The 23,669-nt window shown below is 42.7% G+C and carries 18 protein-coding genes; 3 read left to right on the plus strand and 15 right to left on the minus strand.

Annotated features, from left to right (window positions below; genetic code table 11):
* Positions 1-487 precede the first annotated feature (487 nt).
* From M1D52_RS21925 to M1D52_RS21990, 14 genes are all read right to left on the minus strand, one after another.
* Entirely contained in the window at positions 488-4,543 is a 4,056-nt protein-coding gene (locus M1D52_RS21925) for a hybrid sensor histidine kinase/response regulator transcription factor (RefSeq protein WP_437393549.1), read from the minus strand.
* Positions 4,544-4,899: 356 nt separating this feature from the next.
* Positions 4,900-6,498: a RagB/SusD family nutrient uptake outer membrane protein gene (locus M1D52_RS21930; protein ID WP_437393550.1), complete on the minus strand. Its 1,599-nt coding sequence runs from the start codon at positions 6,496-6,498 to the stop codon at positions 4,900-4,902.
* Positions 6,499-6,514: 16 nt separating this feature from the next.
* Positions 6,515-9,781, minus strand: coding sequence for a TonB-dependent receptor (locus M1D52_RS21935; protein WP_437393551.1), 3,267 nt, complete (start codon positions 9,779-9,781; stop codon positions 6,515-6,517).
* A gap of 123 nt (positions 9,782-9,904) precedes the next feature.
* Positions 9,905-11,059 (minus strand): FecR family protein, encoded by a 1,155-nt coding sequence (locus M1D52_RS21940; protein ID WP_437393552.1) that lies wholly within the window; start codon positions 11,057-11,059, stop codon positions 9,905-9,907.
* Between the two features lie 772 nt (positions 11,060-11,831).
* Positions 11,832-12,416: an RNA polymerase sigma factor gene (locus M1D52_RS21945; protein WP_437366219.1), complete on the minus strand. Its 585-nt coding sequence runs from the start codon at positions 12,414-12,416 to the stop codon at positions 11,832-11,834.
* Between the two features lie 317 nt (positions 12,417-12,733).
* Entirely contained in the window at positions 12,734-12,946 is a 213-nt protein-coding gene (locus M1D52_RS21950; RefSeq protein WP_437393553.1) for a hypothetical protein, read from the minus strand.
* 202 nt (positions 12,947-13,148) lie between these two features.
* Complete coding sequence (locus M1D52_RS21955) at positions 13,149-13,370, minus strand: hypothetical protein (RefSeq protein ID WP_013665150.1); 222 nt, start codon at positions 13,368-13,370, stop codon at positions 13,149-13,151.
* A 565-nt stretch (positions 13,371-13,935) separates the two neighbouring features.
* Positions 13,936-14,367: a DUF5675 family protein gene (locus M1D52_RS21960; RefSeq protein WP_437393554.1), complete on the minus strand. Its 432-nt coding sequence runs from the start codon at positions 14,365-14,367 to the stop codon at positions 13,936-13,938.
* Positions 14,368-14,661: 294 nt separating this feature from the next.
* Complete coding sequence (locus M1D52_RS21965) at positions 14,662-15,303, minus strand: DUF6266 family protein (protein WP_437393555.1); 642 nt, start codon at positions 15,301-15,303, stop codon at positions 14,662-14,664.
* Between the two features lie 453 nt (positions 15,304-15,756).
* Positions 15,757-16,032 carry a helix-turn-helix transcriptional regulator gene (locus M1D52_RS21970; protein ID WP_437393556.1) on the minus strand — a complete coding sequence of 92 codons (276 nt, stop codon included), beginning with the start codon at positions 16,030-16,032 and terminating at the stop codon, positions 15,757-15,759.
* Between the two features lie 40 nt (positions 16,033-16,072).
* On the minus strand, positions 16,073-16,798 hold the full coding sequence (locus M1D52_RS21975; protein ID WP_130856079.1) for a LytR/AlgR family response regulator transcription factor: 726 nt from the start codon (positions 16,796-16,798) through the stop codon (positions 16,073-16,075).
* Positions 16,799-16,822: 24 nt separating this feature from the next.
* On the minus strand, positions 16,823-17,884 hold the full coding sequence (locus M1D52_RS21980; protein WP_437393557.1) for a histidine kinase: 1,062 nt from the start codon (positions 17,882-17,884) through the stop codon (positions 16,823-16,825).
* 68 nt (positions 17,885-17,952) lie between these two features.
* Positions 17,953-18,972, minus strand: coding sequence for a lysophospholipid acyltransferase family protein (locus tag M1D52_RS21985; protein WP_437393558.1), 1,020 nt, complete (start codon positions 18,970-18,972; stop codon positions 17,953-17,955).
* Positions 18,973-19,029: 57 nt separating this feature from the next.
* On the minus strand, positions 19,030-19,161 hold the full coding sequence (locus M1D52_RS21990) for a hypothetical protein (RefSeq protein WP_256377656.1): 132 nt from the start codon (positions 19,159-19,161) through the stop codon (positions 19,030-19,032).
* Between the two features lie 715 nt (positions 19,162-19,876).
* Between M1D52_RS21990 and M1D52_RS21995 the strand changes: the two genes are divergently transcribed.
* From M1D52_RS21995 to M1D52_RS22005, 3 genes are all read left to right on the plus strand, one after another.
* The gene (locus M1D52_RS21995; RefSeq protein ID WP_013665159.1) at positions 19,877-20,107 is read left to right on the plus strand and encodes a DUF433 domain-containing protein; all 231 of its coding nucleotides are present in this window, start codon (positions 19,877-19,879) and stop codon (positions 20,105-20,107) included.
* Between the two features lie 529 nt (positions 20,108-20,636).
* Positions 20,637-21,632 (plus strand): helix-turn-helix domain-containing protein, encoded by a 996-nt coding sequence (locus M1D52_RS22000; protein ID WP_437393559.1) that lies wholly within the window; start codon positions 20,637-20,639, stop codon positions 21,630-21,632.
* Between the two features lie 308 nt (positions 21,633-21,940).
* Positions 21,941-22,273, plus strand: a complete 333-nt coding sequence (locus tag M1D52_RS22005; RefSeq protein ID WP_437393560.1) for a hypothetical protein — start codon at positions 21,941-21,943, stop codon at positions 22,271-22,273.
* 67 nt (positions 22,274-22,340) lie between these two features.
* Here the strand turns inward: M1D52_RS22005 and M1D52_RS22010 are convergent, their stop codons facing one another.
* Positions 22,341-23,666, minus strand: a complete 1,326-nt coding sequence (locus M1D52_RS22010; protein WP_437393561.1) for a RagB/SusD family nutrient uptake outer membrane protein — start codon at positions 23,664-23,666, stop codon at positions 22,341-22,343.
* Positions 23,667-23,669: the final 3 nt, after the last annotated feature.

Below are 23,669 nucleotides of genomic sequence, written 5' to 3' on the forward strand. Positions count from 1 at the left end.
GATATTATTTTCTATAGGCAAATAGATTTTATGGTTAAACTTAATTTACTATCGGCACCTGTTTTAGGCACTACGATAATTGGCTTACGCTGCAAAACTAAGCGAAGCCCTTAATAGGGATGGTATTGATTTGTACAGAAATGGTTCTATTTTGTACGAAGAGAGGTTTTGAGGGATAAGGTATGAGGTGTAGGGTGTAAGGTTCAAGGTATGAGGTGTAAGGTATATTTCTGATAGCTGACTGCTGATGGCCAGCTGTAAGGCCTACGGTATAAAGCGTAGGGATTAAGGTAGTAAGGTATAAGGTATATTTCTGATAGCTGATAGCCGACTGCTGATGGCTTTTTTAGTTATAAGTTCTAAGTTATACGTAATAAGTTAAGGGCTTGTGCTACATTCTCCACAAAATTCATCATTCATCACTCATCACTCATCACCCATCATCATCACTATTCCCCTACTCAACGATTCAACTAATCAACTAATCTCACAACTCAACTTTCTTCCTAAACTCCGTTGGGGTCACTTCAAATTGCTTTTTAAAGCAAATGCTGAAATACTTGGGACTATTAAAACCTGTCAAATAAGAAATTTCGGATATGGTAAGATCGGATTGTTCTAATAATTGCGCGCTGCGTTTAAGTCGTATATCCAAAATAAACTCCTTAATCGACATGCCGAGTATGTCATTTATTTTTTGGTATAAGAGCGTGCGTCCGATTCCCATATCAGACACAAAGGATTCGACATGATAATCCATGTTACTCATATTTTTTTCGATGTGTTCCATCGCCCGTCGAAGCAAGTCTTCGTCGGCTGAAGAAATGGTAATGTTTGCAGGTTCGGCAATATATTTTTTACTATAGGACGCCTTCAGTTCATTTTGGTTTTTTATCAGGTTATCTACCTGCTTAAGCAGATAATCCATATCAAAGGGTTTATCTATAAATACATTCGCTCCACTTTCCAGTGCTTTAATTTTGTTTTCCGCATGCTTGCCCAACGCCGATAGTACAATGATCGGGATATGACTCGTTTTGATGTTGGAACGGAGTTTTCGGCAGACAGCAAAGCCATCGGCTTCGGGCATCATCAAATCGGTAATCACCATTTGCGGAAATATCCGTTCGGTTTTTGCGATGCCCTCATAACCATTGCAGGTAGCATATACATTATAATGCTCCGATAATCGTTGCTCCATATAAGAGCGTAGGCTGGGGTCATCTTCAATGACAACGATACTATTCGCTTTACGCCTTGATTTATCAACCTCTTGTGTCTCTGCCGATTCAACCAACATATTGTCTATTTCTGCTATCGTATATTCATATGATCCCGGCTTATCGCCCGTTTCCTCAGTATTAGCAGTAAATGGCAAAATCACCGTAAAAGTAACGGTAGAATCGGTCGAGTATAAGCTGACTTTCCCCGCTAAATAGCTAACCAATTCTTTCACAATGGACAGACCTAATCCAGTACTTTTTTCAAAAGCCGGCTTTCCGATAGACAACCGGTTGAAAGATTCAAATATCACGTCTTTCTTATCGTCCGGAATCGTCGCGCCGGTATTGGTAATAGCAACTGAAATATAATCGCCGTGCAATGGCGGAGTTAGTCCGTACGCTGCAAGTTCTTCCCGTCCCGCTCTCTTTATTTTTACACCAACAAAGCCATTTTCGGTTGTGTATTTTATAGCGTTAGAGAATAAATTAGTGAATATCTTTTCGATTACATCGTAGTCAAATTTCGTATAGAAACTCTCCATTTCGGATTTCAAATCTGTTTCGATTCCCTTTTTATTGGCATAAAGTTCGAACAACGAGAAAATATCGCCAATGTACCGGATAATATCGCCCAGTTGCTGATTAACCGTAATTTTTTGACTTTCTATTTCTCTGAACTGGAGCAATTGGCTGATCATTCGTTGAATGCGATTTACGTTCTTTTCGATAAGCTGTACGTAGGTCGCCGCAGATCGATTTTCTTGTAAGGTTTCTTTCAATTGTTTCAAGGGGTCGACTACTAAGGTGAGCGGTGTTTTCAGATCATGCGAAATATGGGTAAAGAAATTAATCCGCGCCTGCGTCAGTTCTTTCATATTTTGTTCTTTGAGTTGCTCCATTTCAAGCCGATGCTCGAATATCTTTTTATTGGTGAAATACCTCCAGATAAAATAGATAATGAATAGTACGAGTAACATATAGGCGATGTACGCCCAGACAGACAAAAATGGAGACGGCTTTATCTGGAAATACAAAGCAGCCACATCATCGCCCCATAAACCGTCGTTATTGGCAGCTTTTATTTGGAAGATATAGCTTCCCGAAGGTAAATTAAAAAATTGAACCGACTTCTGACCTCGGGCGAGCGTGAACCATTTATCCGAAAGACCCAACATCCGATAAGCATATCGGTTTTTTTCGGCTTGCAGGTAACTATTAGTGGAAACCCGTATTTCTATATTCGACTGTTTATGAGAAAGCACGATTTTGTTGTCCCTATCATCTGCATAAGAAAGGGTAGCAATGTCTTGCTTTAGCAGTGCATTTTTGTCTCCCGGAACTGCCTTTTTGTTATTAATCAATAGATCGGTAAAAAAGACTTTCGGTTTTTGGTTATTTCGTGTGATCTTACGGGGTGTAAACATAATGAACCCATTGGTTCCACCAAATAACATTTCGCCTGTCGAGGTTTTAAAACACGAACGTGCATAAAATGTACCGCAAAGATTTGTAATATCAACCGGAAATTTGCTAATCCGTTTGTTCCCGTCTTCATAACAGTATAATCCGTCATTGGTACCGAACCAGACATCCTTTGAATCGCTATCTTCCAGTATGCCAAAAACGGTTTTTGCCGATAAGCCTTCCTTTTCGCCAAAATTGACATAGCTTCCGTTGCTGTCCAACCGGTTAACCCCTCCCCCACGTGTTCCAAGCCAAATAACCGAATCTGATGTAACGGCATAAGAACAAAGATTATTTACAGCATAAGGTGCGTTAGCTATATAGTGGTGTTTTAAAATGCGTCTGGTGCGAGCGTGCACAATATACAATCCGGTATGTGTTATGAGCCATAGCTGATCACCTTTATCCCGAAAAAGAGTTTCAATCCGCAATCGCATCGCCTTCCCCTTGGCATCAACGAGCGAGACGACTTCTATCTTTCCATTTTTTGTATTTTTGTATATCAATTCCGCATCCGGATCCGTCATCCAAATACCCGAATCAGCTTCCATGGCGAAATCGTAGACATTAAGAGGTTGTGAGCTTATCGGATGATTAATCGGCAATTCCACAAAACGATGTCGGTGGTCATCAAAATGGGCCACTCCCCCGTTAAATGCTGAGCTTTGCAAGCTCATACTATTTTTGTCGTAGTGCAGGCTTTTAATCATATTCGATCGTATACCACTTTTATTTTCCTGCGTGTAATATGAAAAATGATCTGTTTTTCTATTCCAGTAATTTACGCCCCCACCTTCTGTACCGATCCATAAATTACCCTGCGTATCTTCTTCAAAGCAGCTGACGATCGGATGATTTAAACCTCCTAAAGTCGGTTTGAAATAATTGAGATCATTATCGAAAAAAGTCATGTAAGCCAATTTCCCTCCATACATACCGATCCATATACCCCCATCCGGATCCGGATAAATAGACCAAACCGAATTATTTGGAAGCGAGTACGGATAATGCAAGTTGGATCGAAGCAAACGTGTCTCTTTTTTAAGCGGGTCTACCAAGAAGAGACCGGATTGCGTGGCGACCCATACAATATTTGATGCATCCAGGTAAAGGCTCTTAGTTGTGGCCGACTTTCCGTCACCTAGAGCGAGTGTGTACTGTTTTTTTACCTTCCCTTCCCGGTCGCACTCAAATAATCCGTGGCTATGCGTTAATATATACGTCTGCTCCTGATGCACGATTAAATCCCTTATTACATACTCTGTGTTTCCCAGATCAGCAAATAAATGGTATCGTTTAGTCTCTTTATTTATCCGGTACACTTTTCCTTTTGAAGCAACATAGGTGTTATTTTCGGTGTTTATTAGAGCCGATATGGCGAGCTTTGATACGAGCGGATATTCGGTTATTTCAGCTAAACGATCCGGATGGAACGATTCGATTTTATTATTTCTGACCAACCAGATCATCCCATCTTCAGCAACCAGCAAGGTACCGATATTACCTTCCAGTATGCGGTCAAACCGTTGGCTTCGGTAATTGAAACGTAGCAGTCCGTGGTTTGTAGCCACGTATAATCTTTTAGCCTGATCGGTAATTACTTGCCCGTAGTTCCAGTATTCGCCAGGCGAATAGCTTGTAACGAGGTCATTCATCTGTATAAAAGAATGACCATTATATACAAACAAGGCGTCATATCCGCTAAACCATATTCTACCTATACTGTCTTTGGTAATGCTATGGATACCCCCATAATAAGAAGTCTCCGGCATGGCATGAAATCGATAATCCGAAAGAGAAATGGCAAAACCGGTCCACGGCAGTAAGAAGAAGAATAGGAAGATCAACAACCTCATAAATGAAACAATTAGGTTTATTTTAGCAAACGTAGCGACTACGTAAAGCAAAGATAGCATATTACCGTTAGCTATTAGCTATTAGCTATCAGCTTTCAGATATCAGATATCAGATATCAGCTTTAATAATGTATTATTACAGTGGCATGGACAGTTGCACTAGCACAAGCTCCTACTTAAAAAACTTATAACTAAAAAGCTATCAGCAGTCAGCTTTCAGATATCACCGCAAATGATTACAGGGGCAGTATAGCTGTAGAGTAAAAAGGGGAACATGTGAGCTGGGAACAAGGCACTACTCCTTGTTCCCTATTAACTAAACAGTGAACATGGGAATCTGTAAGTAGGAACAAACCCTAATACCCCGGGTTTTGCTTTAAATCCGGCTCTACCCGCAATACCGTCTGGTGAAAAGGCCAAAGGTAATTGTAAGGGGCGAACGTCCGATTTTCAATTCTCAGCGAAACCTTATTTCCATTCACCATCCGTGTGTGACCTAAAGCTGGTTCATTCAATACCTTTTCGGCCATGTGCCAACGTATAATATCATCATAACGCAATCCTTCGCAAGCAAATTCAATGCGTCGCTCATTTTGCAATAGGGCCATCCACTGGTCCTGCGTATAGGCACTATAAGCGGGAAGTGTAACATCTGCCACTGACATGTCCAACCCGGCGCGGGCTCTTACCTGATTAATACAGCTTTTAGCCAGTTCATCCACTTCCCCAAGCATAACCTTCGCCTCGGCATAAGTCAGTAATACCTCCGCATAACGAAGTAGTCCATAGGTCATCGTTCCATCTCTAAACGCATCATCTTCAGACACAAACTTGCGGAACCAATAGCCAGACCGACTCGCCCGTTGATTTTCGTAATACATCGGATTACCCGATGTGTAGACATCGATTTCCTCGCCATAGAAGGTGTCACCCGGGCCCATAATACTGGCTTTATATCGTGGATCGCGGTTTAATCCCGGGGTCAGTTCATATTCCTCCTTCGTATGCAAAGGACAGTTATCAATAGGACGCCCCTGCAAGGTCCAATAGGCATCCACTAAAGACTTTAGTGGTACAGCATAAGACTGGCCATTACCGGTGCGAAAATGCGGCCCCAAATCGCGAAAGGAGGTAGTGCTGTTATTGCCCACGCTCTCGCGGTCCATGCGGATAATAAACTCATTATTATTTTGATCAGCAGTATACTGGAACAAATCACCATAATTGGGATGCAACTGATATTTTCCGCTATCCATAATCTCCTTAGCCAAGCTCGCCGCCAATTCATAGCGTCCATGATAAAGTGCATAGCGCATTATCACCGCCTTAAAAGAATACCTGTTGAACATATAGCGATTCGTTGTGTATTCATTTTCCGGCAAACGATTGGCAATGTCTGCGGCCATATTAAACAAATTATCCAGTAGCTCCGCCTGTGGCATCGGAGGTACTTTCGCTTCTTCAATACTAGCTGGCTCCAGCATAAAAGGAATATCTCCCCAGCTGGTGGTTACCTTAAAATAAAGCCAAACCCGCAAGCCTTCCAAAATAGCCTTATAACGCTCCCTCACTGCTTCGTCCTCAACATAAGGCACATTGATATTTGCTAAATACATATTAATCCGACCAATATGTTTCATATAGATAGTCCAATAATATTCAAAGGCGCGCGTATTGCTGTTCATTGTACCATTCGCAATGCGCTGATGATGATCATCTTCATTACGCGAATACGCATTGTCCGACTTCGCATCCTGCATATAGAATAGCAGGCGCCGATCATCTCGGTTCGTAAATAAATCGGTATAAACACTGTAAACCACTCGACGAAGATCGTCTTCATCCACAAAAAACTCTTCAAAGGTAGTTGCCGTAGGATCCGTTTTATCCAAAAACTTTTCGCAACCCAGTAATGTATAGGTCAGCATGACCATCCATATTAATCTTTTCTTCATAACAAATGTCCTCATCTTATAAAATCGTTGCCCGAAGTCCCACACTAAAAATTGCCATCCGCGGATAGCTACCATTACCGCCATCCCGTTCAGGTTCCAGACCTTCCCATTTAGTGAAGGTAAAAGCGTCCTGCGCATTTAAATAGACCCGTACCTGCTGGATACTATTTCCTATTTTCGGGATGGTATAGCCCAACTGGATCATCTTAATCCGGAAAAATGCTGCCCTACTCAGCCAAACATCGCTCAATACCGCATTGGAGCTGGCACCCGTCCAAACCCTCGGGAAACGGCTATTCGGATTTTCCGGCGTCCACCGGTTATCCATGTATTCCTGCCGGGGAGTTCCCAGGCTATTGTTTGATCCATCCATCAGTACCGGATAGCCTTCCAAGCCGTTAATCCAACCCGTTCGTTTACCAACCCCCTGGCCCATAACTGTAAAATCCCAGCGTTTATACTTGAGGTCGATATTAATGGCATAATTCATATGCGGAAAAGGGTCTCCGAGATCTACCCGATCCTGTTCATTGATTACGCCGTCGCCGTTTTGGTCGACATAACGTATATCCCCCGGCAGGGTATTTGGCAGCTTGGCGCTGGTCTGATCCACTTCCTCCTGCGTTTGGAAATAGCCATTACTTTGATATCCATAATAATTATCCAACGCAATCCCCGGATACCAGATCTTGTTTTCATTATCTTTAAAAATCAAAGTATCATTGGCACCATAGCCCGCTTTCAACACTTTATTGCGGTTATCGAACAACATCCCTCCTATAGCATAATTGAATTCACCGATCTTATCTGCCCACCGCGCACTCAGCTCCCAGCCCTTGTTCTCTACTTCCCCAATATTCACGGCTGATTCCAATCCGTTAGAACCCGTAAGTGGCGGAACCGGAAAGCGGCCATAGATCAAATCATACGAATGTTTTCGATACAGTTCTCCGGTAAAAGTCAGGCGATTCTGCAAAGCCCCTATATCCAAACCCACATTCCATTGCTTCTGCTTTTCCCACGAAAACTCGGGGTTTGGAACGCGTTGCGACCAGCCCCAGTCGTCCACATTCTCTTGCCAGAGATAAGGGTCTACATTTTCATTTCCCACTAAACCATAAGAAATGCGGAGCTTCATTGCTGTAATGGTCCCCGCATTGCGGATGTTCTCAAAAAAGGTTTCATTATCCACATTCCAGGCTACCGCAGCCGAAGGGAAGAAACCCCAACGATGCCCTGGGGCAAACTTGCTACTTCCGTCCGCCCGGGCTGTAACTTCTAAGAGATACCGGTTATCAAAAGAATAATTCGCTTTACCAAAAAAAGAAGCCTTGCTCACTTCGCGATAATCGGTATAATTGTAATTCATAATTTCCGATCCGGCAATAAGATATAATTTATCCTTCTTCTGCCGTAACTCCTGCTCATAATTAACATTGGCACGAGCCGTCAATTGACTTACACTTACGCCCTGCTTAGCCCCCACATTGTTCGCCCAGGTTGCAGCCGGTTTTCCGTCCGCATCGTAGAACATAAAAGTAGACCGCTTAATCTTGCTGGCCGACTTATCAATGGTGTACGACACGTTCCCTTCCAAGAAAAGATTGCTTTTAATGAAATACTTCGGCCTTAAATTAATGGTACTCACATCGTACATATCATTTCTTTTTGCGCCATGGGCTATCGACGCTAAAGGGTTCAGGTTATTATGCAGAATATAATGCTCCGGCAAATCCGAATCATAATAGATTGCCTGTGTCGGATTCATTTTCCAAGCGTCCTGATAGAGCCAGTTATCATCCGGGTCACTATTAATATCGCCCAGCTGCATGCGATTCACTTGCAAGCGATGCGCATAAAAATCAGCTAACAGCACAAACTTATCCGCCACATTGATGTTCGTATTAAATCGTGCACTAAACTTTTCCTGTCCTTCATTCACATTCAATCCCCCCTCATTCATATAACCCAACATGAGATTAAAAGTCCCAACACCACCACCACCCGAAATGCTGGAAGTAAAATTCTGCGATTTCGCCCTTCTTTGCATGACTTCGTCAATCCAATCTGTCTGTGTATAATTACCTTGATCCGCCAGGGCAATATCTTCGTCCGTAAAACTCTCCGATTGCCCCTGCATACGGTGTGCTTCGTTGTTCAGTCGCATGTAGTCGGCCGAGCTAACCCAATTCGGCAACTTAATCGGTTCATTAAAGGCCGACCAAGCATGTAGGTCTACTTTAAATTGCCCGGTAGATCCACGCTTCGTTTCAATGATAATAACGCCATTAGCCCCACGCGAACCGTACAAAGAAGCCGATGCTGCATCTTTCAACACCTGGATACTTTTGATCTGATTGGGGTCTAGATCCGTCAAACTCTGCTGCATCCCGTCCACAATTACCAAAGGCTCTGCACCTTGCAAGGTACCGACCCCCCGTATAGCGATTGCACCCGGAACGCTTCCCGGTTTATTCCCGCCCTGCATCACCGTTACCCCGGGTAAGGTACCACTAAACGCTTCCTGCATTTTGAAGATCGGACGATTGGTTGCGCGGTCCATATCCATGGAAACTACCGACGAAGCCACATGCCTTTTTTCAATGGCACTATAGCCCGTCACAACCACTTCCTCCATTTGCTTGCTTTCCTCTTGCAGAACCATGTCAATGCGGTGTCTCCCTTTTGTAGGCACTTCGATAGTCGCATAGCCCATCAAGCTAACGATCAGTACTTCTTCCTTTTCCACCGGTATCCTATAATTTCCATTCCTATCGGTTTGCACGCCCAAATTCGTACCCTTTATCAGTACAGAAGCGCCCGGGAGCGGATTCCCCTTATTATCCCGAACGGTACCTTGTACTTGTCCGGCCTGGACAAACCGCGCTTGTGCCGCGGATTCATCCACTTTCTCCAAGGCCCGTTCGTCTACAGAAACGATGATATTTTTATCCATGCGTTGATAGGTCAGCCCCTGTGGCGTAAGCACTTGCTGCAAGGCTTCCTCCACCGTAACATCATTCAATTGCACCGTTATAGGTTTAGCTAGGTCTATCGCTGTGGCATCCATCAGGATATTGACACCACTTTGCTTTCTGATCTCTTTCAAGACCTCCCGTAGGCTTACCTTTTTCTTTGTTAAATTAACCGTTTGCCCAAGCAGGTTGGCTTGCACATGTAAGGTAATCAACAGCAAAACAAAAATCATTTTCATGATTCGTAAATAGCTAAGTAGTTTATGCCTCACTTCAGGGCAAAAAATTGCCGTGTATTTTTTATACATTTGGATCATAGTTTATTAATCGGATTTCACAATATTGATAAGCTATAAGGCATTACTGCCTTGCGTCAGGAGTGGTGGAGCACCCCTGACGCTTTATAGCTTTATTAGACTTAAACAGCTAGGTCAATTCATTACAATAATCCTCCCTTCCTTAATTTTAAAATGCGCAGTTTTTGTTAATTCCAATACTTTAAGCAAATCATGGATATCCTCCATACGCGAAACAGTGCCTTCCAATCGTTTATTTGCGGGGTCCATCGCATATTCTACCTCCACATTATACCATCGGCTAATCTTTTTCATCACCTGCTCTAAAGGCTCGTTACTGAAGGAGAAATATCCGTTTCTCCAAGCCAGCGCATCTTCTACGTCTACTTCAGCCACTCGAATAGGCTCGTTTTTTTGATTCACAGTTGCCTGTTGCCCTGGTTTCAGCAATTGCTCTCGCCCGTATGCCAGCACGTTCACCCGTCCTTCAACCAAGGTAGTGCGCACCTCCTGATCCTCTTGGTAGGCGCTAACATTAAACTTGGTTCCCAGCACCTCTATCTGGGTATTTCCGGTTCTCACATAAAAAGGTTGATTTTTTTGCTGCGTTACTTCCAAATACACTTCACCTGAGATAGTGACTTTCCGGGCGCCATGTCCGAAATCCACCGGATAACGAATGGACGATGCAGCATTCAGCCAAACCTTTGTTCCATCCGGTAAAATCAGCTGATATTCCCCTCCTAAAGGTGTTGCTACGGTATTTTCCATTTCGGCATCTAAGGACAACGTTTTCTCGCCTTGCTGATACACTACTTTCCCATCCGAAACCTGAATCTGCCTACCTCCGCCAACAGAAATAAGTTTATGTCCTTCGGCCTCCAAGCTGACTTTTTCACCATTTGCCAAGGTCAGTACAGCCGTTTTCTTTCCCGGTAAAATTACCGGATGGTCCGGTCTGGAGCCTGTTTTGATAAAAAGAAAAAGCCATATCGCGGCAATACCGCTGATTACAAGTGCGAAGCTTTGCCAAGTGTTAAGTTTTCTGATACCGCGTTGCTTATTGATACGGAAGCGATGATCGTGTTTAATCTCTTCAAACATCTCCTTCGTGGGTATGGGATAATCCGGCGGTACTTCAAAAGTTTCTCCCAGCTCGGCCATCACGTCGTCCAACAGCTGTTGCGATTCTTCATTATCCATATAGGCCATCAGTTCCCTCTCTTCGTCAGTAGAAAGTTGGTATTGCATATACCTATGCAGTAAGTAGAACAAACGCTCTTTGGTCATAGTGGTTAAGCTTATTATATAATCAGCCGCTGTTAATAGAGAAAACGCAGCAAAGAGAAAGAAGGGTAGGTTCGTTTTTAAAAAAATCAGTTATTAGCGGTCGGGTTGTAGTTATTGATTGTGAGTTGTGAGTAGTTAATAGGGAATAGTTAAGTTGTTAAGTAGTTAAGTCATTTGGTTACTAGTTATTAGTTATTGGTTACTAGTTATTGGTTGTGTGTAACGAAATCACACGGGGCTTTAGCGTGCTGGGAACAACGGCCTTGGAAGATGCCGCCGCAACGAGCAGCAAAGCATTTGCACATCTGTTCATCTTGCACCGCCCAAGCGGATTGAAGAAGTGAAACGGCTCCAATACGCGCCGGTGATGCTTTGCCATCAGGTGCAAGGGAGCCTACATAAGCCTTGACTGTTTGGTTCTTTATGGTCAAGCATAAAGAACATAAATATTGTAAAGTGAGATGAAATCAGGATTGAGAGGCAGTTAAGTAGTTTAGTCATTTGGTTACTAGTTATTGGTTGTGTGTAACGAAATCACACGGGGCTTTAGCGCGCTGGGAACAACGGCCTTGGAGGATGCCGCCGCAACGAGCAGCAAAGCATTTGCACATCTGTTCATCTTGCACCGCCCAAGCGGATTGAAGAAATGAAACGGCTCCAATACGCGCCGGTGATGCTTTGCCATCAGGTGCAAGGAAGCCTACATAAGCCTTGACTGTTTGGTTCTTTATGGTCAAGCATAAAGAACATAAAAAGAACCTAAAACCTTTTATCAAATAAACAAAGTCAAAACAAAAAAATAAAGTATTCCATGCTTAGCAAAGAAACCTTTCAGAAACTTTAAAGACTGCACCAAGTGATACTTCACGGTATTTTTAGAAATCTGTAACTCTTCGGCAATTTCCTCATAAGAGAGTCCTTCAGATCGACTCATTCTGAAAACCAGTTGTTGCTGTTTAGGCATTTGTTGTAAAGCCGCTTCGGTCATAACTTCGAGTTCTCGATGAAACATCCGCTGCTCCGTGTCATTATTGGATTCGCCCAATGCCGCAGTCCATTCAGCTTGTAACCGTTGATGTTTTGCCAAGCGCCGGAAGGCGTCAATGGTCAACCTTCTAGCCTTCGTAAACAAATAGGGGTATAAAGGTAAAGACTCATCTAATTTCTCCCGGTTAACCCACAAACTTAAAAAGGTTTCCTGCGTCACTTCTTTGCTGAGTTCCACATTTTTCAGAAAGCTGTAAGCAAAATGATAAATCAAGCGATGATAAGATTCATAAATCGCTTCAAAAGCTCGCTCATCTCCATTTCGAAGCTGTGCAATGGTTTCTCCTGTCACATTGGGCACTTTAGGCATTATTGGTTCCGGCTAAATCTGGCGTCCAAAATAGTAATAATTTTTGAAAACAAAAGATTCCATAATTACAGTGGCATGGACAGTTGCACTAGCACAAGCTCCTACTTAAAACCTATCACTTAAAACTTATAACTAAAAAGCTATCAGCAGTCAGCTTTCAGCCATCAGAATAAGTCATTATAGTTGCACCGGAAGTCGCAGTAGCAAAGGGTTCTTCTTAAAACGTATCACTTAGAACTTATAACTAAAAAGCGGGCATATAACCATAACCACCAGACAGAAAATAAACACCCGGTTGTGCAACCAGGTGTTCACTTCTAAGGCTTATCCTCTTTTGTAACGCTTGATACCGCCGAAGCCACAATACCGGCCGTAGCGAGGTAACCCGCAATGGTAGTTACCGTTGCCGGTAAAGCGATCGGAGCAGCCAATAGTGCCCCTCCTATCGCTCCTAAAGTTAATCCGATCGTTCTAATTTTTTTAAAGAACTTCGGTGTTGGGGATTTGATTCTTTCTGTTATTTCGTTCATTTTCGTTTTTGGTTATTAGTTACTAGTTATTGGTTATTCGTTGTTCGTTATTAGTTATTAGTTGTTAGTTATTGGTTGTTGGCTTTCGGATGTCAGCTGTCAGCTTTACGCTGTAGGCTATAAGCGTTAGGCTCTCGCAACTGGCAACTCACAACGCGCAACTAAAAACTTCACTCATAATTCATCACTTATAAAAAGCTACTCAATCACTCCTCCTCTCTTCAAGAAACTCCATCCGCTGTCGCAGTAAATTATAGTTTGCTTTTAAATCCGCTTTCAAGAGTTGTATGCTTGCTTTCATTAAAGCTACATCCTGTTCCATTTTTCGGAAATTTCCGTGTAATTGCTTCAAGAAATAGGCTATGATTGATAATAAAATACTGATGATCGTACCTAACAAGGTTATTAATTCTAATGATTTCATCCGTTTATTTTCTTTTTAATGGTTGATGAGAGCTCGAGTAAATAACCGAAGCGGCAGCGAAGCTCATTGACACCTGAAAATGTAAACACTTGTCAATTATCATTGCCCCCGTGTGTCAATGTTATTTACATCTCGGTTTCATGGTTGTTTTTTTTTAATTTCTTTTCCTAACATATTTTATGTTCTTTTTCTTGACAAAAAGAACCAAAAGTCAAGGCTGTCTAGGTCTCGCTAAAAATTCAATTCCCTTACACCGTTCTGCGGAGCCGCCCCAATTCTCTTTTCCTTTCCTTCGCTTCTTCGCATAACGTTTTTTCCTACCCTTCCAATTGAATTTTCTTTACGCTCACCCTAGAAGGCCGTTTTGTCCTACGCGCAAGAGCCCCGTTGCATAGCCGTTCCGAAGTATGTAATTTCGAAGGGAGATCTAATCATATTCGATAAATCGGCCTCAAATATTCCGGCAACCACAGGCTAAGTAATAGCAGAAACATTCGAAGGAAGATTTCAGCCGCGGCTTTTTTTTGTTACTTTTTTTCAGCTGAAGGAAAAAAAGTAAACGAAATTACTCAACAACTAAACTCCGTCCAGCGGCAGCATATTCAGCTAATAAAGGATACACCCGTTTATACGCATCCGCCGAATGCAGTACCCGATAATCGCCGTCAATGAGCTGATAATAGCTTCCCGTTAATAGGCAACCTCTCGTATCCGTATGGTAATTGCCAATATGGAAGAACACCAAAGTAAAATTCGGGATACCCCTGATTTCTACCATTCCCTTATGCATGGAACTATATCGACTTTGGTATTTGGCATTCATACCTGCCAACTTATTCAAACCCAATTGATAAGTTCCGGTCGGAATAGCCGTTTCGCCGGGAATTTTTTCATCCCGTATTTTATCTTCCAGGATATAGCACTGGAAGAGATTATTGATGTATAACTGGCCGAGGGTTGTATTCGTGCCTTCGGCGATTCTTAATAATTTAATCATGTTATTTAGCTTTTAGGGGTTAGGAATTAGGTGTTAGCTATCAGCCATCAGCTTTCGGCTTTATGCTGTAGGCTATAAGCTATAAGCGTTAGACGCTATTAAGCACTGCTGCTACTGCCACTGCTACTATCCAGCCATCACATTGGCTCATCATCACATTGGCTAATTATTTCAGGCTTTCGGATGTCAGCTATCAGCCTTATGCTATAGGCTATAAGCGGTAGGCGCTCGCAAAGCACAACTAAACTCGTCAGCGAAAGCAAACCGACCGAGGTCGGTTCGCTTATGCGCAGTTTAGGACACAGTGATCGATCCTGCGTATTGACTGTTGGACGTTACAATACCTTCACGGTGTGCCATAATTACCCACACAGCGAGTTCATCGCCGGAAAAGACCGTTGGCAGTTCGATGCTTAGGTTGCCATCGGCCCGTGTGGACTGCTCCATGATATCAAAAAAAGCTTTGTTTTTGTTGTATACCAGTACAATCACCTCATCATCGGCAAAGGCCGTGAATCTGTTCATTTTAGGTTGCCAGGTTAAGGTAGCTTCGCCAGGGCTTGTTTCCGCGAGTTCCAGACCAAAAAGAGGTGCCAGACGTCCACGACTCAAATTCACTTGCTCATAGGCAATTTCCAAATTCGGATAATCTCCTACTACCCCGTGTTGCAACATTTGCCTAAGGGCAACGTTGTAACCGGTCGCCTTCGTCTGCTGCAAATCGCTGAAGCCAATGTTCAGGAGGTCCTTAATCGGACTTAAGAAAGCCACCGCCATCCCAAATTTCGCCCGTTGCGATAATTGGGCATCACTTGCCGGTTTATTTGAGGGCCTTGGCAAACTTCGCATGTAATCGACTGAACGCCATCTTGCACCGATATTGTTACCTACCTTACCTGAAAAAGCACCATTGATTCCCTTTAAAAATTTTCCCATTTGTTTTCTTTTTAAACGTTTTACAAATTTTCAACTCATTCAGACACATGTATATACCGGTATTTCTGTATCCTTGACGCAAACATAGGTCGACAGAACAGCCTCGGCAATTAATGATTGGAGATGACAGGAATTGATAGCAGGTGATCGTAGATGACAGCATACAATCATTTAATAATGGGATTTATTTTTTATTTTAAGCAAAGAAACGGCGGTCTTGGAGCAGACGGGAACCAAGCAAGTTCGGCAAAAAATCGAAGGTCTTCGAAGGCTCTCGAAGCCTTGTCGAAGCCGCTCGAAGAAAACTCAATAAATTGCCGAACAGCACAAGGAGCAAATGCAACGGAAAAGCGAAGTGTAGCCGAAGCCTAAGCAACGGATTGCCGAAGCAGTCTCAAGCCAGTGTCGAGGCAGTCCCGACCATCTGTCGACGGCAACTCGAAGAACCGTGAACTAAATTCTACCGCGTCTTTTGCTTTCTTCCAGCGCTTCCACCAAATCGGCTTCATAGAAGTAATGTCGGCTCCCCTTCATCCTTGGTTTAAGCGCCCCCTTCTTCACAAAGCGATAATAAGTAGCTTCACTGATATTCAATTTATTCATTACATCCTGTGCACTTAACAAACGTTCGGGTAAATGTTGACGAGGCGGTAAACACTGCTCGGTGAGGCTTTCCAGAAACTTATGAATTTGCACAACGCTTTGAATCAATAGGTCTATCTTATTCATATGGTTTTAAGGTTAAAATTAGAAAGGCAAAACCCAGGAGCTAGAGCTTATGCTCATTTAGCCAGTCAAAAAAATCTTTTGCAAGATGTTTCATCCGAGAAATCGGAAAAGGTTCAGCTACGTGATATAAATAAACCTTAGCATTTGCATAGTTTTTATAATATTCCGTACCAATAACAAAAGCATTGGAAATACGGACAAAAAGGTTCTTGGGCAAAGCGCGATAAACCCGCGTCAAGGATTCGCTCACCATAATCTCCTCTTCCCGCAGTACAAGTTTTACCCCACCCTCAACGGCTTCCATATAAAGGATATCTTCAAAAAGGATTTTATAGTTTTTTAGCTTATCTTTCGCATTCACGAGAAAATAATCCTGTGCAATCCGTGTACCGTTTAGAATGGCATGAAATTGCGACTCACGTAGGCGGGTAACAACGTCGAAGAATCGCGCAAAATCGACCGGCTTAAGCAGAAAGTCCGCTACCCGATGCTCGAAGCCATCGTAAGCATACTGTCGATGAGCCGTGCAAAGCACCACTTTTGTACCCGGATTTACCCATTTAATCAGATCAAAAGCAGTTAACTCAGGCATTTCCACATCCAGAAATAAGATATCCGGTTGGTATTTCCGTAGTTTAGCAAGAGCTTCCGTAGCATCATTCGTTTTAAAAAGCAGCCGAACGTTCTGCATTTTGCTGAGGTATGTATTTAGCAGGTGTACCGCTTGGGGATCATCGTCCACAATACCGCATGTTAAGATGTCCATGTTTGTTCTGTATTTGCTTTAGTATCAATGACGTTCAATAACAAGAAATAAAATAAAAAGATCACCTTCGCGCCAATAGCTTAGCGTAAAATGCACCCCCAACAAGTACCGTAACCGATTTCTCAAGTCAATTAGCCCCGAACCGCTGGATACCGTTTTTGATTCGACCTGCTTAACTGCGTTGACTGCCGTCACCAGTAAGGTATCGCCTGCTGTTACCACCCGAAGAACCGCTTGCTGTCGGCTGTGATCAAGTACGGCATATTTCAGCAAATTCTCCACACAGTTTATCAACGTAAAAGCAGGCAAGCGAAAAGCACGATAATTGCCCGCGCAGAGCAAACGGATTGGTGCATTCCTGCTATCATCACCGTAATAAGCCTTCAATAATTTCGCAGTCTCCGATACTTCCCGTTCTAAGGTAACCGTTTGCAGCACTCGGCTATTTTGTTCGCTCATGCCATATTTAAGAATCTCTGCCAAGTAGAAAATCCGACGGCCCAAGGCCTCACTCAAATCACAAACGAGCGAGTAGCAGTGGTTAAAAGTATTCATTAAAAAATGAGGCGAAAGCCTAGAAACCTCTCCCTTTAACCGATAACGATGCAGACCACGACGTAAGTTGCGTAACCGCAGCATCAAAGCAGTCAATCTTCTTTTCTTTAGCACATTATGATAAAACAGAAAGTAGATGGCCGCATACTTACCCATTTCTTTCAATACGCGCCCAGCATTAGCCACAAACTGTTTGTGTGAGTAGGGAATATCCTCACGATAAATTTTCCAGCCGAAAGCAGGGGCCAATACATAAATATAGCCCCATGCAAATAAGACAAACAGGCCAACAGCACCCAGCAACGGCATAATCAAGAGACGCTTGCGCGTTCGTTGAAACAACCAAAAGAGCAGCGCCAAGATCAGGTAAAACGTGAACGCCAACAAAATCACCAATGCAATGATACGGCCGATAGACGGATCAGGATATGCCTTCAGGTTATATCGGTACATAATCGGAACGTAAACGAGCCATGCTGCTATATGAGCATAAACAGTCTTAGCGCTTACTTTGGGTAACCATTTCATCATAAGCTGTGTTTGTTAGATTTAAGCTCCCAGGTCAGTAACCTTCTATAATTATTTAGGTAGTATGGACTTTAAATATATAAGTATTTGAGGAGATTTACAAAATCGTGGTACAGATCTTCACTAATTCGGTAGCTCATCAAGGTGTCGGCGCATAACATATAACATTGTTTTGTACTGCGATAAGGGAAATACCGATGTGCGTTACCTTCCTCGATCCTCAATTTCTTATTTCTCCGATATCTTCCCGTCGGTTGCCCCGAGAGCCAATGCTCCCATTGGTGTAAATAAACACTTTGTGTTAACGTATCTTGCAATATGCCGAAAAGTTTACATAAAACGGCATCCAAATGATCCAATGTATTCTCATCCCATGCCACATATATCGGATCATGCGCGATCAGTTTTGGTACATGTGCCGCCGTCCTAGGGACAACGATGGGATAAATAGGGCATTCGGCCAGTCTGGCCAGCAAGGGGATGCCGCGATGAATATAAAGTTTTCCGCTGAAAAAGGGAACGGGGGCCAGCCTATCCAAGTCAATATCCGTAAAACATCCACGCCCACCGTCCACATAAGTCAGTATGTAAAAACCCTGCTTAATATAGTTACACATTTTACGGATTACGTGAGGATCTTCCGCCAGTAAAATAGGCGGCAATTGAAAACCCTGTCGTTTGTTCCTTTGCAGGTAAGTTGAAAAAGCCGTTTGCTTAGTCACGCGCGTTGCTACAAGCAAAACAAAGGGAAGCTTTTGTTGCATCAACCACCGGCCTATTAAACGATAAGAACCAACATGATACGTTGCTACAATACCCGGTTTGGCTAGGTACTTACGCAGTTTATACCAAGCAGGCTGATCAAATAGCGCTAAGGCTTCCCGTTTATCCTGATCAAACAAATTCAGGGCCTGATGGAGGCGTGCACAACGGAACAGTTGAAGCAATTTTTTCGGTTCCACACCCGTTTCAAAAGCCTGCAATTGCGCACCGAAGAAAGCAAAAGAACGAATGATGACGTCATTATTGAATAGTTCTTCATTTGCATATTTAGCAACAAGAGGTTGAATTTTTTCCAGATAAGTATTCATACTTTTAGTTCTTAAAAATTGAAACAGAGGAGGATGCGTGGGCATCCTCCGGTTTAGTTAAAAAATTTCAAACGGGCATTTATTTTCATCATCGTTCAACTCATTCCGCTCGATGAGCTGGTTTAATGAAAGTGGTGCTCCTAGAATAGGCAATACCCGACTGATCAGTTCAATTTGCAACTGTGACATGTTAACTACCATTAAATTTTAAACATAACCCTATTTACGGATGAGGGTACTTCCGACCTCTTGTCTGGCCAAGCAGAAGGTTTTTCTGGTGATCACAATCCAAAAGTGAGGCTTCGGAGAAAGAAACGAAAAGAATTTTTTTACCTTACCGTTGTTGCAAGCCAATTGACATAAAAGGCCAAAATTCTCCCATCTAACCGGCAAAAACCGTCAACTAATTAGTGAAAGGGGAACAGGTGGGTTGGGAATCGGCTCATTCATTTACAAACATAGGCCACTGCTACGAATAGGCCGTAAGCTATAAGCTTTAAGCTATTCATTATCCATCACTCCTTTTCAGCTTTCAGTCGCAAGAACCTTTCTCACAACTCACAACCGGCAACTCACAGCTAAGAAAATTCATCGCTCATAATTCCTGATTCCGGCCTACCGGCAGGCGGGCATCACTAAAAAACCACTCCCTAAATAGTGAACAAGGGAAATTGTGAGCATGGGAACCTGTCATACTCACGACTCCCTATTCCCTACTCACAACTCCTCAGTGAACATAGGAGCCTGGGAGCTGGGAACAAGACACTATTAACTACTCCCGAATAACTATTACCTAATAAAAAGAATTGAGTATATTTGCATTAGAAACCGTCATGATCCGCAAAAATCACACAATGGAATGATTAGATCATGACAGCTTCATCGCCAATAAAAAATTAAACGGATGAAAAATTTAGAACGCATAGTCCTAGATCCGGCTGTAATGGGAGGAAAACCTTGCATAAAAGGTGTAAGGGTAACAGTTGGTACTATAATTGGCTTATTAGCCTCAGGATATTCTAATGAGGATATCTTGAAAATGTACCCCTACCTCCAAATTGAAGATTTAAAGGAAGCGTTAGCCTATGCAGCTTGGCGCTCAGAAGAAATTGAAGTACCTTTAGCTATAGCATGAAAGTGCTAATTGACATGAACTTATCTCCCGAATGGGTTGATGAGCTGGCAAAGAGCGGTATAACGGCAATACACCCCTAATTTAGCATCTGCAAATACTCTTCAAAACTCAAAATTCCGCATTCGACAATTTAACTATTCCCTACTAACTACTCCCTAAACAGTGAACAAGGGAACCTGTGAGCTGGAAACCCATTATCACATTGGCTCATTCATTTACAAACATAGGCCACTGTTACTAATAAGACTGTCAGCTTTAGGCTTTAAGCTATTCATTATCCATCACTCCTTTTCAGCTTTCAGTCGCAAGAACCTTTCTCAAAACTCACAACCGGCAACTCACAACTAAGAAAATTCATCGCTCATAATTCATCATTCCGGCCTACCGGCAGGCGGGCATCACTAAAAAACACACTTCCATCCCAAAAAAGTTGCCATCTAATCCCCAAATTCTGCATAGTAATATCTAATTCTCCAAAAAGCATTCATAATTCAGAACTTAAGCCTATCAAAAAGAACCCGTTAGGCCTATGCTCAAAACCGTACATATTGATTTACCAACCAACAACCAAGGATATTTACTCTACAGCGAGCGCGTGCCCGCCACCACCCCGTACCGTTTAACATTAGCCGATGTAAACTACTGGCAAAGCGATCAATTTTCCGTACTTGAGCAATATTACGACGCACCCGACGCGCTTATCTGCCTAGCTGATGTGCATGCAGAGGCACCGGTAGAAGTACCCATACATTGCAAGCTATCCGATTTGTATTGGCTTTACCAATTAAAAGGCACGTACAGCATCCACACATCCAATAAGGCACAAAAAGTACTGCAAAGCCAAGAAGTGCACTATACACAGGTATACGTACCTCAAGGCCGGTACCTTACCCATTTTGATAAGGGGAAACACCAGCTGTTCTATTTTGTGATTAAGCCAAATTGGCTTCTACGGCATGGGAAAAAAGAGTGGCGCGGTTTCGAAAAACTGTTGGGAAACTGGAAAGAAAAGGCTGCAAATGTTAGGCACAACAAACAGTTCCCCATAAGCGAACATATTATGCTGCGGTTACTCAACTTCTTTGCTTTACCGCCCCTAAAACGGTTGGCTATGGATTTAAAAGTATACGAACTCTGTTTCAATTTACTCATTCTAAACCAAGAAGATATGCAGTCCGTAGTGACCGACTCAACATACAGAAATCAAAAAGTAGAAGCTATTCGCAGCGCTATTGAACTACAGATACAGCATGGACAGGTGCAAACCATAAACCAGTTGGCACATCATTACAAGATATCAGAAAGATGGTTGCGAAAAATCCACTGCGAAATTTACGGCAACTCATTGGGGCAGTACATTCAGCAAACAAAGCTGAAGCGCGCGACGGAACTTCTTGACGATAGCCGTTACACCATTTCGGAAGTAGCGCATCTATTAGGTTATTCCGGTATAGCAAGCTTCACAAATGCCTTCAAATCCTTTTACGGTCTTAGTCCGAGCGCATACCGTATACAGAAAGGATAGACAGCCGCAAAGCCACTTTCCGCAACTCATAAAGCCGCTTTCCGCAAACAGCCGGTATCGATATAAGCTAATTTTATCCCTAAAAATGAAAACTATTCATTATGAAAAACTACTTAACCATCCACAACAGAAAATTTGCAGTATTTCCGGGTAGGCCGGTACTTCATATAATTTCGACCCTCGTTTGCAGTAAACAGGCCGAAAGGTTTGGCTGACCTGAAGATGCCTCGATTCTAAAACAAATATTGTATAAACTTAAAGGTAGCATTTCCCTTAAATGCAGAAAAACCATGTTAATTTCACAAAAAATGGGGCTACGTACCTCAGCAATTGCGGCAATGGCTTTATTTATGAGCTTGACATTACATGCATCCGATAAGGATAGTAACGATGCGCGTGTTCCAGAACCTAAGAAGGAAACAAGAGCATATAAAACTTATCACTATATGTTGAATGATCCTTCAGGAGAAAACAACCCGAACAACTGGCAGGAAGGTCCTTCTCCACAAGCCTGCGATGGAACAAATGTTCTTTGCACTATCTCCGCTCCGGAAGGTGCTAATGGTCGCCCGGACTTTTCTGAGATTACCGGCAATGTAAGAGATTCCGACCAAATCCTGGATAAGGAATTCAAGAACTAAGCGCTGCCGAATTTCCAAAGGCCGGTTACATCCTAGGGCTGGTATGCCCTAGGATCTCATTCTCGTCTCAGTTCTGAGGTATACCTGTTATATCAACAATAATCTGCGGTATTGACAATGCATATCGGCCGCTGTTAGGTTCCAGTAAATATTCTTCTCCCTTCACTACTCGTTTCAGAATAATATTTTGGCCTTCTCTATTCAATCTTTTAATATCGATGAACCGTAAGCCGCGCATTAGCAAATCTTTTCGTCTTTCTGTTAAAATATTGACCAACAGATTTTCATCATTCACTAACGGTTGATACTGAGATTTTCTGAACCGCATCCGTCTTAAATTGTTCACATCATTAAGCGCCTCTTCAGGTCTTCCGGTTCTGGCATAACACTCAGCCCGTGTAAGCAAAAGTTCGCTGGTAGTTACACCCGAAAATAGATAAAATGTATTATCGTAGCTCCCCTTAAAACTATGGCTGTTATCGGAATTTTTACGAAAATAAATATCCTTTCTTAAATCCCCGTCTTCATATAGACTATACAGCGATGTATCTACCTTCATACTCGATGAAAATGAAGCTGAACACCTAAAATGCATAACAACTTCCTCATTAAATCGTTCAATTGGATAATTGGCGCCGATATCTAAATCTTCGAAATCAAGCAACTTATCAGTCAATTGAAGCGCACGGTCGGCATACGTGCCGGCCATTTCATATTCACGCATACTAAGTGCCGTTCTGGCCAACAGGCCAAAGGCCGCAGCTTTCGATGCTCTCATTGGATGATCAGCAATTTCCGGCAATAGATCAGCCGCTTCCGTTAGGTCTTTAAGCACCTGTTCATATCCCTCCTTCACACTTGCTCTAACGGTAGGTTCATTAACGCTCGAGCTCAATCGTAGCGGTATACCAAGCGCATGATTCGCATTCGTTGCGTCGTAAGCCCCTGCCCAGATCCAAAGGGCATCCAAAAATGCTTTAGCCCTAAACAAAAGCGCACTTCCCCTTAATGCATTATAATCAGTCTGATCCGTTGATTTAATTTTGGGCAATTCGTCTAACACAACATTGGCGTAATAAATTACTTTGTACACATCACTCCAGTTATTGGGCGTGGCATCTTGAATAGAAGGCGATTGCCAGGTATAAAGATTCCGTTGATGGGCCGATAGTCTATCGAAATCTGCAGGCAACAAATAATAATCGTCGGCACTTGCTTCACCTAACCATGGAGCACTCCTATTCATAATCTCGTTCCTGTCAAGCAGCGACCATAGATCCTGCAAGGTACTGGGTACCTGCAGCTTTTTATCAGGCTTTTCATCAAGGTATTTTTTACATGCAGATAAGCCAGATAACAGCAGTAATAAACAATAAAGTATAGTTTTCTTCATAGC

The sequence above is a fragment of the Olivibacter sp. SA151 genome (assembly GCF_054130995.1).